Source organism: Streptomyces nymphaeiformis (assembly GCF_014203895.1).
Taxonomy (GTDB): domain Bacteria; phylum Actinomycetota; class Actinomycetes; order Streptomycetales; family Streptomycetaceae; genus Streptomyces; species Streptomyces nymphaeiformis.
Genome location: NZ_JACHJY010000005.1, coordinates 524216 through 537007 on the forward strand (window position 1 = coordinate 524216; position 12792 = coordinate 537007).

Below are 12792 nucleotides of genomic sequence, written 5' to 3' on the forward strand. Positions count from 1 at the left end.
GGCGCGCCGCACAACGCGCCCTGAGCCCCGGATGAGGGGTGTAAGGATCCTTCTTACCGGACAGACGGCACCGCAGACGAGTCCATATCCGCTCGGTGACGCGACTCATACCGAGTGCATCCGGACGCGGACGGAGAACGACACGTCACCCGATGTCCCGATAGATGGTTTCCGCACCCGATTGGCGGCCTTCCAATCGTCCGAATGGCGAGATGAACCGCAGATTTTTCGGTGATGGGGAAGAGATTCCGCAGAAGATCCGGCCCTGATGTACCGGCCTGTCGGGATTTCGGGGTCACCTGTTATCCGATTTTGACATCCGTGGCCGTCGGTTTGTGGCAGTCCGAATGGCAAGATGCCGTAATCACACGAGGTCGCGACACTCGAAGTTGTGTACGCGATACCTGGCAGCACCTCACACGCCGGAGGAACCCGACCATGACCGCACGCTCCACGCGCTGTACGACCGCCAAGACCCGCACGTCCCGTCTTGCCGCGGTCGCCGCCATCGCGGTCGCCGGCTCGATGCTGCTGACCGCCTGTGGCGACCAGACCGAGAGCGCGGGCGGCACGAAGGAGTCCGGCTCGGCCGCCGCGAGCAAGGCCCCGCTCTTCTCGAAGCTCCCCGCCGACATCCAGAAGGCGGGTGTCATCAAGGTCGGCACGGACGCCTCGTACGCCCCGATGGAGTTCACCGAGGGCGGCAAGATCGTCGGTGTCGACCCGGCCATCGCGGAGGCCCTCAGCAAGCAGCTCGGCGTCAAGTTCGAGTTCATCTCGGGCACCTTCGACGGCCTGATCACCTCGATCTACACCGGCCGCCAGCAGCTGATCATGTCCGCGATGACGGACAACAAGAAGCGCCAGGAGGGCCTGGACGACAACGGGAAGAAGATCGGCAAGGGCATCGACTTCGTCGACTACTTCAGCTCCGGCGTCTCCCTGCTGGTCAAGAAGGGCAACCCGCAGGGCATCAACTCCCTCGACGACCTCTGCGGCAAGACCGTGGCCGTCCAGCGCGGCACGATCTACGAGGACACCTTCAAGGCGCAGGCCACCAAGTGCGGCGACAAGAAGCTGACCATCCAGGCCTTCGACACCGACGCCGAGGCCCAGACCCGCGTGAAGGCCGGCGGCGCGGTCGCCGACCTGAACGACTACCCGGTCGCCTCGTACATCGCGAAGACCTCGGGCGGCGGCAACGACTTCGAGGTCACCGGCAACCAGAGCGACGTCGGCCTCTTCGGCATCGGCGTCTCGAAGGACAACACCCAGCTGCGCGACGCCGTCAAGGAAGCCCTCGACGCGGCCATCAAGGACGGGTCCTACGCCGAGGCCCTCAAGAAGTGGAACGTCGAGGACAGCGCGGTCAAGTCGGCCACGATCAACGCCGGCAAGTGACCTCTCCTCGTACCACTGAAGGGCAGTCGTCATGACTGACAAGATCAGCAAGGAACCGGCCGCCGCTCCGTCCGGATCCACCCCCTCGGGCCTCCCGTACGAGGCGATCAAGGCCATCCCCGTGCGCCACTACGGCCGCTGGGTCAGCGCCGTCGTGGTCGTCGTCCTCCTCGGCTGGCTCGTCTACGCCTTCTCCCAGGGCGATGTCGTCTGGGCGACGGTGTGGGACAAGGTGTTCGACCCCTCCGTCATCGACGGCATGTGGAACACCATCATCATCAGCATCTCGGCGATGGCCCTGGGCCTCGTCCTCGGCATCGTCTTCGCCGTGATGCGGCTCTCCAAGAACCCGGTGACCGGCGCGGTCGCCTGGCTCTACATCTGGTTCTTCCGCGGCACCCCGGTGTACGTGCAGCTGCTGGTGTGGTTCAACCTGTCGCTGATCTTCCACTACATCAACCTCGGGCCGATCTACAAGAACGAGACCGTGGACGTCATGACGCCGTTCATGGTGGCCCTGCTCGGCCTCGGCCTGAACGAGGGCGCCTACATGGCGGAGATCGTCCGCGCCGGCATCCAGTCGGTCGACGAGGGCCAGACCGAGGCGGCGCACGCGCTGGGCATGTCCTCGACGAAGACCATGGGCCGCATCGTGCTCCCGCAGGCCATGCGGGTGATCGTGCCGCCGACGGGCAACGAGTTCATCAACATGCTGAAGACCTCGTCCCTGGTCTCGGCCGTGCAGTACACCGAACTCCTCCGTGCCTCGTCGAACATCGGCAACACGGCGGGCGCCGTGATGGAGATGCTGTTCGTGGCCTCCATCTGGTACCTGGCGCTGACCAGCGTGTTCAGCGTCGGCCAGTACTACCTGGAGCGCCGCTTCGCCCGCGGTTCGACGCGCAACCTGCCGGCCACCCCGTTCCAGCGCGTCAAGAAGAACCTCACCACGTTCAAGCGTTCCCCGGAGGCGAAGGCATGACCGGTCAGCCCATGGTCAAGGCCGAAGGCGTCCACAAGTCCTACGGCGCGGCCCACATCCTCCGCGGCATCGACCTGGAGGTGCAGAACGGCGAGGTCTTCTGCCTCGTCGGCCCCTCCGGCTCCGGAAAGTCGACCTTCCTGCGCTGCATCAACCACCTGGAGCGCATCGACGGCGGCCGGCTCTCCGTCGACGGCGAGCTGGTGGGCTACAAGCAGAAGGGCGACAAGCTCTACGAGCTGAAGGACAGCGAGGTCGCGGTCCAGCGCCGTGACATCGGCATGGTCTTCCAGCGCTTCAACCTCTTCCCCCACATGACGGCCCTGGCCAACGTCATGGAGGCGCCCATCCAGGTGAAGGGCGAGTCCAAGGCGGTGGCGCGCGAGCGGGCCGAGCGCCTGCTCGACCGGGTCGGCCTCGGCGACAAGATGGGCAACTACCCGTCGCAGCTCTCCGGCGGCCAGCAGCAGCGCGTGGCCATCGCCCGTGCTCTGGCGATGGAGCCGAAGCTGATGCTCTTCGACGAGCCGACCTCGGCGCTCGACCCGGAGCTCGTCGGTGACGTCCTCGACGTCATGCGGGACCTCGCCGAGTCGGGCATGACGATGATCGTCGTCACGCACGAGATGGGCTTCGCCCGCGAGGTCGGCGACTCGCTGGTCTTCATGGACGGCGGCGTCGTGGTCGAGTCGGGCAACCCGCGGGACGTCCTGACGAACCCGCAGCAGGACCGTACGAAGGCGTTCCTCTCGAAGGTGCTCTGAGACGCGGAGGAAGGGGCGGTACGGGCCGGGAGGCCCGCACCGCCCCTTCTTCGTCCTCCTCGGGCTACTTCACGGCGAGGAGGAGGGTGTCGGAGGGCGAGGACCAGACCGGCCGGGCCTCGCCGAAGCCGGCGGCGCGCAGGGCCTCGGCGTGCCAGCGGGGCGAGGGCGTGTCGCCGTCGGCGTGCTCGCCGTAGATCTCGAAGCGGCGGGCGGTGGGCCCGGCGAGGACCGGGTCCTGGGCGGCGAGGGCCCACCAGTCGGCCCAGTCGAGGACCCCGGCGGCCTTCTCCCGGTCCATGCGGGCGTGCCGCTGGGCGCGCTCGGCGGCGTTGATGCGGGGCGTGGCCTCGTCGATCATGTGGTCGGCGTTCATGAAGACCCCGCCCTCGCGGACGAGACCGGCCAGCTGCCCGTAGAGGGCGGTCAGGGGCTCGCTGTGGAGCCAGTGGAGGGCGGTGGCGGTCAGGACGGCGTCGTACGAGCCGTACGGCAGGCTCTCGGCCCACGAGGGGTCCTTGAGGTCGGCGGTCACGAAGGTGACGCGCTCGTCGCCCGCGAAGGAGCCCTCGGCGATGGCGAGGAGGGCCGGGTCGAGGTCGACGCCGATACTGGTCGCGTCGGGGAACCGCCGGAGGAGCCGGCTCGTGATACTCCCCGTACCGCACGCGAGGTCGAGGACGCGGGGCTTCGGTCCCACCAGCGCCTCGACCATGTCGAGCATCACGCGGAACCGCTCCTCACGGTCCGGCATGTACCACTCCTGCTGACGGTCCCAGCTCTGCTGCCAGCCCGCCCAGTCGGTTCCGGTCATGACCCGTCCTCCCCGCGTTCGTAATACCCTCGAAGGGGAAACAGGCGTTACCCCTTCCGAGCGAGACACTAGCCCGCCGAAGTAAGGACTACAAGTGGAACTGGCCCATTACTCGGACTTCGCCGTACGTCTGGTCAACACCGAGGAGCCGGCCCGCAGCAAGGACGCCCTGACCTCCGTCGAGGTGCTCCGGGACCTCTTCGGCCCCGCCACGCAGATGGCCAGGAGGGTCACGGAGGCCGACCTGCCGCGCTTCCGCACGGTGCGGGCCCGCCTCCGGGCGGTCTTCGCCGCGGCCGACGAGGGCAACCACACGGGCGCGGTGGACCTGCTGAACTCGCTCCTCCTGGAGTTCCCCGTCAGCCCGCAGATCTCCGGCCACGACACCCTCGACGAGGAGGGCCGGCCCCGGTGGCACATGCACCTCGCCGATCACTCCTCGAACGCGACCACGGGCTACGCCGCCATCTCGGCGATGGGCCTCGCCTTCCACCTGACCGAGTTCGGCGCGGACCGGCTCGGACTCTGCCAGGCGCCGCCCTGCCGCAACGCCTACCTGGACACCTCCACCAACCGCTCCCGCCGCTACTGCTCGGACCGCTGCGCGACCCGCGCCAACGTGGCCGCCTACCGGGCCCGCAAGCGCCTGGAGGCCGAGCGGTCGGACCGGACGGGCCTGACCGAGGACACCAGCCAGGAGAGCATCACGGCCGGCGACCGCTGACGCCCCGGCGTCACCGGCCGGTACCGCGCCCGCACCCGCCCGAGAACCAGATCGGGCGGTACGGCCCCGAAGACCCGGCTGTCCCCCTCGGCGTCCGGGTTGTCGCCCAGCACCCACCAGCCGCCGTCACGTCGCTCGATCAGCCGCTTCACGATGAGCAGATCCTGCTGGAGCGGATGCCGCAGCACGGCCACGACCCCGGGCCGCAGCCGAGCCCCGTACTGCACGAGCAACTGATCCCCGTGCAACAGCGTGGGCACCATGGAAATCCCGGTCACCTCGGCGATCCCGAACGGCGGCGAACTCGCCTCGGCCACCCGCTCCCGCCCCGATCCCGTCACTGGGCACCTCCCGCTCCACACCGAGTCGACTCGTTCACTCGTCCACTCGACCCATACTGACCCTGGACTTTTGACCTAAGCCCCAGGGGGCGCCCGCGAAAACGCCCTTCTCACCGAGTAATGTCCCACCTGAGAAGACGATCACGAGGAAGGACGGCTCAATGCTCTCCCGCCTGTTTGCCCCCAAGGTGAAGGTCAGCGCCCACTGCGACCTCCCGTGCGGCGTGTACGACCCCGCCCAGGCCCGCATCGAGGCCGAGTCCGTCAAGGCTGTCCAGGAGAAGTACCTGGCCAACGAGGACCCGCACTTCCGCGCGCGCGCCACGGTCATCAAGGAGCAGCGCGCCGAGCTCGCCAAGCACCACGTCTCGGTGCTCTGGAGCGACTACTTCAAGGCCCCGCACTTCGAGAAGTACCCCGAGCTCAACCAGCTGGTCAACGACACCCTGAAGGCCCTCTCGGCCGCCAAGGCGTCGACGGACCCGAAGACGGGCGAGAAGGCGCTGGAGCTCATCGCCGAGATCGACCGCATCTTCTGGGAGACGAAGAAGGCCTGACCTTCCGATTCCCTTCCGGAGGGGTACGACCGCACGGCGGTCGTACCCCTCCGGGCGTTCGGGAGACGGAACGGGAGACGGCCGGGGCGTTCGGGACGCCCTACGCCTCCGTCGGCAGCGTGTAGCGCCGTTTCTCCTTCGAGGTGGCGCCCAGGCGGTCGTAGAAGCGGATCGCGTTCTCGTTCCAGGCGGGGGTCTGCCACTGGAGTTCCGGGAGGCCCAGGGTGCGGGCCTCTGTGCGGATCGCGGCCATCATGAGGGGGCCGAGGCCGTGGCCCCGGGAGGGTTCCGCGAGGTAGAGGCAGTCCATGTGGAGGTACTCCGTGCCGTCCCAGGTGGAGAGCTCCGGGGCGCAGGTGGCGTAGCCCGCGAGGGTGCCGTCGGGGAGGGCGGCCACGAAGCAGCGGAGGCGGGGCGGCTCGGGGCCGAAGAGGAGGGCGGCGAGGCGGTCCGTCAGGCCCGGGGCCGGGGGTGCGGCCTTCTCGTACGCGGCGTGTTCGGTGATGAGTTCGACGACGCGGGGGAGATCCTCCGGGCGTGCGTGGCGTACCTCTGCCTGGCCGGGATCTTCGCTCATACGGTCATCATGCACGGTCCCACCGACAGCATGGCCGTCTCGCCCTGCCGGCGGAGCCACTCGCGGTACGGGGCCGCCCGCAGGGCCACCTCCCGGTAGGCCGCCGCGAGTTCGGCGTACAGGACGTCCAGGGGTGCCCCCGGACGGGCGTAGAGGAGGAGCCGGACGCCCAGCGGGTCGCCGCGCAGGGGCCGGATGGCCATGTCCTCGCGCGGGCCCGAGGTGGGCTGGCAGGGGGCGACGGCCTCGCCGAGGACGATGAGCGAGGCGGCCGTGTGGTAGTCGCCGTGCAGCAGGGGCGGGTCGATGCCGGCGGCGTCGAGGACCCGTCGGAGGCCGTCCCATTCGCCGTCGACGGTCGGGTCGACCATCCAGTGGTCGGCGGCGAGGTCGGCGAGGTCCACGACGGGGCGGGCGGCGGCCGGGTGGTCGTGGGCCATGGAGATGAACTGCGGTTCGCGGTCCACGAGGATCCGGCCCGTCAGGCCTTCGGGGACCCGTAGGGGGCAGCCCTCCACCTCGTGCACGAAGGCCACGTCGAGCTGCCCGGCGGCGACCGTGCGCAGCAGCGCGTTGGCGGAGACGTCCACCCGGAGGCCGACGTCCGTGTCCGGCAGTCGCTGCCGGAGCCGGCGCAGCCAGCCCGGGAGCGCCCGGCTGGCGGTGGAGCCGACGCGGAGCCCGGGCCCGTCGGCGCGGGCGGCCGCCGCCCGGGTCTCGGTGACGAGCGCGGCCATGTCGGCGACCAGGGGCCGGGCCCGGCTGAGCAGGGAACGGCCGAGCGGGGTGGGGCGGCAGCCGGTGCGGCCGCGGGAGAAGAGTTCGGCGCCGAGGGAGTTCTCGATCCGGCGCAGCTGGGTGGTCAACGAGGGCTGGCTGACGCCGAGTTGCCGGGCCGCCTTGTGCAGGCTTCCCGCGTCCGCGATGGCGCAGAGCGCGCGCAGGTGTCTCACCTCCAGCTCCATGCCCCGAGGGTAGGGCGGGGCATGGAGTCGCACCAGATGACCAGACGCCCTCAATTCCCTTTGAATTCAGGGTAGTTGGGTGGCCTGGATCTCGTGATGCCGTGGGGTTATCGGCGGTTGGCATCATCCCCGCGCGGGCCCGCTCCCCCGAGACTCTCCCCGACACCAACAGGAGGAGCCCCCCATGCGTCACCCCAAGGTCCTCACCTCCGTGCTGACCGCCGCCCTCGGTCTCGGTCTCGCCGCTTCCCTCGGTACGGCCCCGGCGGCAGCGGTCGGCACGGGCACCCTCACACGGAACTACGCCGGTTCGGCCGAGGAGGCCAAGGCCAACCAGGCCTTCTTCGACGCCGTCGTGAAGTCGGTGGCGAAGAAGCGGGCCGCCGTCCCCGGCGCGACCGCCGTCACCGTCGTCTACAGCACCGCCAACGCGCCGAGCTTCCGCACCCAGATCGCCCGCTCGGCCCAGATATGGAACAGCTCGGTGGCGAACGTCCGGCTCGTCGAGGGCAGCAACCCCGACTTCGCGTACTACGAGGGCAACGACTCCCGCGGCTCGTACGCCAGCACCGACGGCCACGGCAGCGGCTACATCTTCCTCGACTACCGGCAGAACCAGCAGTACAACTCGACCCGGGTCACGGCCCACGAGACCGGGCACGTCCTCGGGCTCCCGGACCACTACAGCGGCCCGTGCAGCGAGTTGATGTCGGGCGGCGGCCCCGGCACGTCCTGCCAGAACGCCCAGCCGAACGCGCAGGAGCGGTCCCGCGTCGACCAGTTGTGGCGTTACGGTCTCGCCTCCGCGTTCAAGGGCTGACCAGGAGTCGCGTACGACGGTGGCGCCCCCTCCCCGGGGCGCCACCGTTCGCCGTCTCAAGCCGCCTGGCCTCAGGCCGTCTGACCTCAGGCCGTCTGACCTCAGGCCGCCCGGTCTCAGGCCGTCTGGAGGAGCCTGCGGCCGAAGTCCGCGCCGGGCGGCAGCTGGCTCCGTACCCGCTCCAGGGCTCCGTCGAAATCGCCCCCCGCGACACACGCCTCGAAGGCGGCGCCGCCGTAGTGCAGCGTCAGGCTGAGGTCGGCGCGCTCACCGAGCGTCAGCAGGCAGGCCAGCGTGGCCTGCTGGGCGGCGCCGTCCACGACGACGGGGAGCGGCAGGTCCCACTCCAGGACGCAGCCCGTGAGGGCCCGCCCGCCCTCGTCGGCGGCACTGAGCGCGGCGAAGCTCTCGCCCGTGTACTCGATCCCCCTGATCCGGGTGGCGACGTGCCGCCCGTCGGCCGTGATGACGATCGCTTCCGCGCCGCTGCGGTCCCGGTACCAGCCGGTCCAGACTTCTGTCGACTCCGATGACATGCGCGGACTGTAGCGGTCTGACCGGCTCCGCCGCGCGTCCGGTCACCCCGGGGCCGGACTTCTCCCGATCTCGCCGTTCTTGCCGGTCACGTGCGTGGTAGCGGCTTCCGCACCCTCGTAGAGCGGGCAGTCGGGGTTGCGGCAGGGCTGCACCTCCCACTCCGGCACCCAGGCCCCGAGGACCTTGTGCCGGGTGGCCACCGTGCCGAGCGGTTCACCGCAGGCCGGGCAGTGCCGCTCGACGAGGGGGTCCCGCGTCGTGCGGTGCGTCTCCTCACCCATGCATCCAGGGTAGGTCGCCCCGCGCGACGCCGCCCACCGCCGGCACCGGCGCTACCGCTTCCTGGTGTACGTCCGGACGAGCACGCCGTTGTCGAAGGCGCGCACCTCGCCCAGCTCGAAGTCGCGGGGCTCGAAGCCGGCGCCGAACATCGGCATGCCGGAGCCGTAGACCTGCGGGTAGGTCTTGATGACCAGCTCGTCGATCTCCTCGATGAGCTCACCGGCGATGGTGGAGCCGCCGCAGAGGTAGATGCCCAGCGGGCTGTCCTCGGCCTTGAGCTCGCGGACCCGGCCCACCAGGTCGTCGGCGATCAGCTCGACGTTGGGGTGGGGCGACTCGGTGAGCGAGCGGGTGACCACGAACTCGCGCAGATGGTTGTACGGGCTGGTGACGCCGATGTCGAGGGCGAGCTGGTACGACCGCCTGCCCTGGATGAGGGTGTCGTAGTGCTTGTTCTCGGCGTCGACCCCGAACACCTCCCGCGCCTGCGTCGGGATGGTCTCGGGGTACTCGGCGCTCATGGCCGCCATGTACTCGCCGGTCGTGAACGTGAACATGGAGGTGGCGTCACCCTCGGGGTCGCCGATGAAGCCGTCGATGGTGCAGGCGATGTAGTACGTGAGCTTGCGCAAACCGTTCCTCTTCGTCTCAGGAGTGCGGCCGCGTTCGCAACCACGACAGTTATAGTGCTTCATCTGTAGTGGTTACGCAAGACATTTATTTCGAGGGAGTCCGACGTGGCGAGAAACCCGGAACGCCGTACGAGCCTGCTCGACGCCGCGATCGAGGTCCTGGCCGACGAAGGTGCCCGCGGGCTGACCTTCCGGGCGGTCGACGCCCGGGCGGGGGTCCCCACGGGCACCTCGTCCAACTACTTCAGCGACCGGGACCAGCTGCTCTCCCAGGTCGGCGACCGGATCTTCGTCCGGCTGACCCCGGACCCGGTCGACGCGGAGACCGCCATGGCCCCCGCGCCCAGCCGGGAACTGGTGCTCGACCTGATGCGCTGGATCGCCCGGCGGCTCGCCGCCGAGCGCACCTGCTACCTCGGGCTCTTCGAGCTCCGCCTCGAAGCCGTCCGCCGGCCCGAGCTGAGGACCCAGCTCACCCAGGTGCTCCGCTCCGACCTGGAGGCGAACATCCAGGGGCACCTCGCCGCCGGGATGCCCGGGGACGCGGACACGGTCCGGCTGCTGTACTTCGCCCTCACCGGACTGCTCCTCGACCACTTCACCGTCCCCGGGGTCCTCGGCGACCGGGATCTGGACGACATGATCGAGACCGTGGTCACCCGGATCGTCCCGGAGATCTGATCAGCGCGTGCGCCGCGTGACGAACTCCGCGAGGGCGAGCAGGTCCTCCGCCGCCGACAGGTCCGGCACCGCCTGGGCGAGGTGCTCGACGGCGCGGCCCATGCGCTCGGCCGCCTGGGCCTGCGCCCAGTCACGGCCGCCGGCCCGCTCGACGGCGTCCGCCGCCGCCCGTACCGCCGCCGCGTCGAGGGTCGGGCGGGAGTACAGCTCGGCCAGCTCCTCCCCGGCTGCGGTGCCGGAGGTGAGCGCCGCCACCACGGGAAGCGACTTCTTGTGGGCGACGAGGTCGGCGCCGGCCGGCTTGCCCGTGCGGTCCGGGTCGCCCCAGATGCCGATGAGGTCGTCGATCAGCTGGAAGGCGAGACCGGCCTCCCGGCCGAAGGCGTCCATCGCCGCGACCTCCTCCTCCCCCGCGCCCGCGTAGAGCGCGCCGAGGGCGCAGGAGCAGCCGAGCAGCGCGCCCGTCTTGGCGGTGGCCATGGCCAGGCACTCGTCGAGGGAGACCTCGCGCGGGTCGCGCTGCTCGAAGGCGCAGTCGGCCTGCTGGCCGGCGCACAGCTCGATGACGCAGGCGGCCAGGCGTGCCGCGGCCGCCGCCGAGGCGGGGTGGGGGTCCTCGGCGAGCAGCCGCAGGGCGAGCGCGCTCATCGCGTCGCCGGCCATGAGGGCGTCGGGGATCCCGAAGACGGTCCAGGCGGTGGGCCGGTGCCGCCGGGTCGGGTCCTCGTCGACGATGTCGTCGTGGAGCAGGGTGAAGTTGTGCGCGAGCTCCACGGCCGCCGCGGCCTTCACGGCCCGGGTCTCGTCGGCGCCGAGCGCGCGGGCCGCCGCGAGGACCAGGGCGGGCCGGATCGCCTTGCCCGACTGCCCCGCGTCCGGGGTGCCGTCGGCGCGCTCCCAGCCGAAGTGGTACATCGCCACGCGCCTCATGGAGTCCGGCAGGGACTCGACGGTCGAGCGCAGTTGGGGATTGACGGCGGTACGCGTCCGGTCCAGGAGCGTCACGGCCCCCTGGCCATCGGCGACGGCATCCGTGCTGGTCATGGTCACGGTGATTTCCTTCGTATCCTTCGCCGATTCGCCGACGCGAGCCGGCACGAGCCGTGGCGGGCGGGGAGCACCCGAGGGCGGGCCGGTTCGGTGCCCGCCCCCGGGTGTCGCCGGCTCAACGCCAGCGGCTGACCTCGACGTTCTCCAGGACGCCCAGGGCGTCCGGGACGAGGATCGCCGCCGAGTAGTAGGCCGTGACGAGGTAGGAGATGATCGCCTGCTCGTCGATGCCCATGAAGCGGACGGAGAGGCTCGGCTCGATCTCGTCGGGGAGGCCGGTCTGGTGCAGACCGATCACGCCCTGGTCGGCCTCGCCGGTACGCATGCAGATGATCGAGGTGGTCCGGGCGTCCGAGACCGGGATCTTGTTGCACGGGTAGATCGGCACACCGCGCCAGGTCGGGATGCGGTTGCCCGCGATCTCGATCGTCTCGGGCACCAGGCCGCGCTTGTTGAGCTCGCGGCCGAAGGCGGCGATGGCGCGCGGGTGGGCGAGGAACATCTTGGAGCCCCGGCGGCGGGAGAGCAGCTCGTCCATGTCGTCCGGGCTGGGGGCGCCGTCGTGCGGCTGGATCCGCTGCCCGTAGTCGCAGTTGGAGAGGAGGCCGAACTCCTTGTTGTTGATGAGCTCGTGCTCCTGGCGCTCGCGGAGCGCCTCGACCGTGAGCCGCAACTGCTGCTCGGTCTGGTTCATCGGCTGGTTGTAGAGGTCGGCGACGCGGCTGTGGACCTTCAGCACGGTCTGGGCGACGCTCAGCTCGTACTCGCGGGGCGAGGCGTCGTAGTCGACGAAGGTGTGCGGGACGACCGCCTCGCCTACGTGGCCGGCGGAGAGGTCGATCGCGGCCTCGCCGTACGTGTTGGTGCGCTGCTCGGGCATCGAGGCCACGCCCGCGAGGTGGGCGGCGAGCGAGCCGGCCCGCTCCGCGAGGTTCCGCACGTCGCTGCGGGTGAGCTCCAGGACCGTGCAGGCGGTGGCGGCCCGGGCCGTCCAGTCCCAGGTGGCGTCCTCGTCGAGCAGGGCGTCCTCGCCGAGGTAGGCGCCGTCGGCGAGGACGCCGAGCACGGCCTCGTCGCCGTAGGGCCCCTCGCCGATCTGCTCGATGCGGCCGTGCGCGAGGAGGTACACCCGGTCGGTGGGGGCGCCCGCGACGGCGATGACCTCGCCCGCCGCGAACTCCCGCTGGGTGCAGCGGGACGCGAGCTCGGTCAGCGCGCTCTCGTCCTCGTAGCCGCGCAGGGCGGGGAGTTCACCGAGTTCCGCGGGGATCACCGCGACGCGCTCGCCGGTCTGCACGAAGGTGACGCGGCCGTCACCCACGGAGTAGCTGAGCCTCCGGTTCACCCGGTACGTGCCGCCCTGCACCTGGACCCACGGCAGCGTCCGCAGCAGCCACCGGGAGGTGATCTCCTGCATCTGCGGGGCCGACTTGGTGGTCGTGGCGAGGTTCCGCGCGGCGGCGGTGCCGAGACTCTGCTGCGGGGCCTGCTGCTCCGCACGGACCTCGTCGCCAACCGAACCAACGGACATGGAACTCCCTCTCGTATGCCTGAGTCTTCGAGTGAAGCCTTTCAGCACGGAGCGTGTCGACGCCATTACACTTTCGAGTGGGACTGTTCGATGATCTTCGGGGCATGTCACGCGATTTCCATCCGAACAGCGCA

At 70.2% G+C, this 12792-nt stretch carries 16 protein-coding genes; 7 read left to right on the forward strand and 9 right to left on the reverse strand.

Annotated elements, in window-relative coordinates; translation table 11 throughout:
* The first annotated feature begins 438 nt into the window (after nucleotides 1–438).
* From GGE06_RS19795 to GGE06_RS19805, 3 genes are read left to right on the forward strand one after another with little or no spacing between them, the layout of a single operon-like run.
* On the forward strand, nucleotides 439–1401 hold the full coding sequence (locus tag GGE06_RS19795) for an ABC transporter substrate-binding protein (RefSeq protein WP_116158873.1): 963 nt from the start codon (nucleotides 439–441) through the stop codon (nucleotides 1399–1401).
* 31 nt (nucleotides 1402–1432) lie between these two features.
* Nucleotides 1433–2383, forward strand: coding sequence for an amino acid ABC transporter permease (locus tag GGE06_RS19800; RefSeq protein ID WP_116158874.1), 951 nt, complete (start codon nucleotides 1433–1435; stop codon nucleotides 2381–2383).
* Nucleotides 2380–3147: an amino acid ABC transporter ATP-binding protein gene (locus GGE06_RS19805; protein ID WP_041131203.1), complete on the forward strand. Its 768-nt coding sequence runs from the start codon at nucleotides 2380–2382 to the stop codon at nucleotides 3145–3147. Before GGE06_RS19800 ends, GGE06_RS19805 begins: the two co-directional genes overlap by 4 nt.
* 64 nt (nucleotides 3148–3211) lie before the next feature.
* Here the strand turns inward: GGE06_RS19805 and GGE06_RS19810 are convergent, their stop codons facing one another.
* Entirely contained in the window at nucleotides 3212–3961 is a 750-nt protein-coding gene (locus tag GGE06_RS19810) for a class I SAM-dependent methyltransferase (protein ID WP_116158875.1), read from the reverse strand.
* Between the two features lie 94 nt (nucleotides 3962–4055).
* Between GGE06_RS19810 and GGE06_RS19815 the strand changes: the two genes are divergently transcribed.
* Nucleotides 4056–4685, forward strand: a complete 630-nt coding sequence (locus tag GGE06_RS19815; protein ID WP_116158876.1) for a CGNR zinc finger domain-containing protein — start codon at nucleotides 4056–4058, stop codon at nucleotides 4683–4685.
* Here GGE06_RS19815 and sodX read toward each other — a convergent pair.
* Nucleotides 4589–5026 carry a nickel-type superoxide dismutase maturation protease gene (gene sodX / locus GGE06_RS19820; protein WP_116158877.1) on the reverse strand — a complete coding sequence of 146 codons (438 nt, stop codon included), beginning with the start codon at nucleotides 5024–5026 and terminating at the stop codon, nucleotides 4589–4591. The two genes, GGE06_RS19815 and sodX, sit on opposite strands and share 97 nt — an antisense overlap.
* A gap of 161 nt (nucleotides 5027–5187) precedes the next feature.
* Between sodX and sodN the strand changes: the two genes are divergently transcribed.
* A complete protein-coding gene (sodN, locus tag GGE06_RS19825; protein ID WP_041131199.1) occupies nucleotides 5188–5583 on the forward strand; it encodes a superoxide dismutase, Ni in 396 nt (131 codons plus the stop codon).
* Between the two features lie 100 nt (nucleotides 5584–5683).
* Here the strand turns inward: sodN and GGE06_RS19830 are convergent, their stop codons facing one another.
* Together GGE06_RS19830 and GGE06_RS19835 are read right to left on the reverse strand one after the other, a co-directional pair.
* Complete coding sequence (locus tag GGE06_RS19830; protein WP_116158895.1) at nucleotides 5684–6160, reverse strand: GNAT family N-acetyltransferase; 477 nt, start codon at nucleotides 6158–6160, stop codon at nucleotides 5684–5686.
* Nucleotides 6157–7125: a LysR family transcriptional regulator gene (locus GGE06_RS19835; protein WP_184931379.1), complete on the reverse strand. Its 969-nt coding sequence runs from the start codon at nucleotides 7123–7125 to the stop codon at nucleotides 6157–6159. Before GGE06_RS19835 ends, GGE06_RS19830 begins: the two co-directional genes overlap by 4 nt.
* Nucleotides 7126–7309: 184 nt before the next feature.
* Between GGE06_RS19835 and snpA the strand changes: the two genes are divergently transcribed.
* On the forward strand, nucleotides 7310–7945 hold the full coding sequence (gene snpA, locus GGE06_RS19840; RefSeq protein ID WP_116158896.1) for a snapalysin: 636 nt from the start codon (nucleotides 7310–7312) through the stop codon (nucleotides 7943–7945).
* 116 nt (nucleotides 7946–8061) lie between these two features.
* Here snpA and GGE06_RS19845 read toward each other — a convergent pair whose 3' ends face one another.
* The 3 genes from GGE06_RS19845 to GGE06_RS19855 are packed head-to-tail and all read right to left on the reverse strand — an operon-like array spanning nucleotide 8062 to nucleotide 9396.
* Complete coding sequence (locus GGE06_RS19845; protein ID WP_116158897.1) at nucleotides 8062–8481, reverse strand: DUF6304 family protein; 420 nt, start codon at nucleotides 8479–8481, stop codon at nucleotides 8062–8064.
* Between the two features lie 42 nt (nucleotides 8482–8523).
* Nucleotides 8524–8763, reverse strand: a complete 240-nt coding sequence (locus tag GGE06_RS19850) for a hypothetical protein (protein WP_116158898.1) — start codon at nucleotides 8761–8763, stop codon at nucleotides 8524–8526.
* 51 nt (nucleotides 8764–8814) lie between these two features.
* Nucleotides 8815–9396 carry a dihydrofolate reductase family protein gene (locus tag GGE06_RS19855; RefSeq protein WP_116158899.1) on the reverse strand — a complete coding sequence of 194 codons (582 nt, stop codon included), beginning with the start codon at nucleotides 9394–9396 and terminating at the stop codon, nucleotides 8815–8817.
* A gap of 105 nt (nucleotides 9397–9501) precedes the next feature.
* On the opposite strand from GGE06_RS19855, the gene GGE06_RS19860 reads away from it, so the two are divergent.
* Complete coding sequence (locus GGE06_RS19860; RefSeq protein WP_184931380.1) at nucleotides 9502–10077, forward strand: TetR/AcrR family transcriptional regulator; 576 nt, start codon at nucleotides 9502–9504, stop codon at nucleotides 10075–10077.
* On the opposite strand, the gene GGE06_RS19865 is transcribed toward GGE06_RS19860, so the two are convergent.
* Together GGE06_RS19865 and GGE06_RS19870 are read right to left on the reverse strand one after the other, a co-directional pair.
* The gene (locus tag GGE06_RS19865) at nucleotides 10078–11121 is read right to left on the reverse strand and encodes a family 2 encapsulin nanocompartment cargo protein polyprenyl transferase (RefSeq protein WP_184931433.1); all 1044 of its coding nucleotides are present in this window, start codon (nucleotides 11119–11121) and stop codon (nucleotides 10078–10080) included.
* A 121-nt stretch (nucleotides 11122–11242) separates the two neighbouring features.
* Nucleotides 11243–12658 (reverse strand): family 2B encapsulin nanocompartment shell protein, encoded by a 1416-nt coding sequence (locus GGE06_RS19870; RefSeq protein ID WP_116158902.1) that lies wholly within the window; start codon nucleotides 12656–12658, stop codon nucleotides 11243–11245.
* Between the last annotated feature and the right edge of the window lie 134 nt (nucleotides 12659–12792).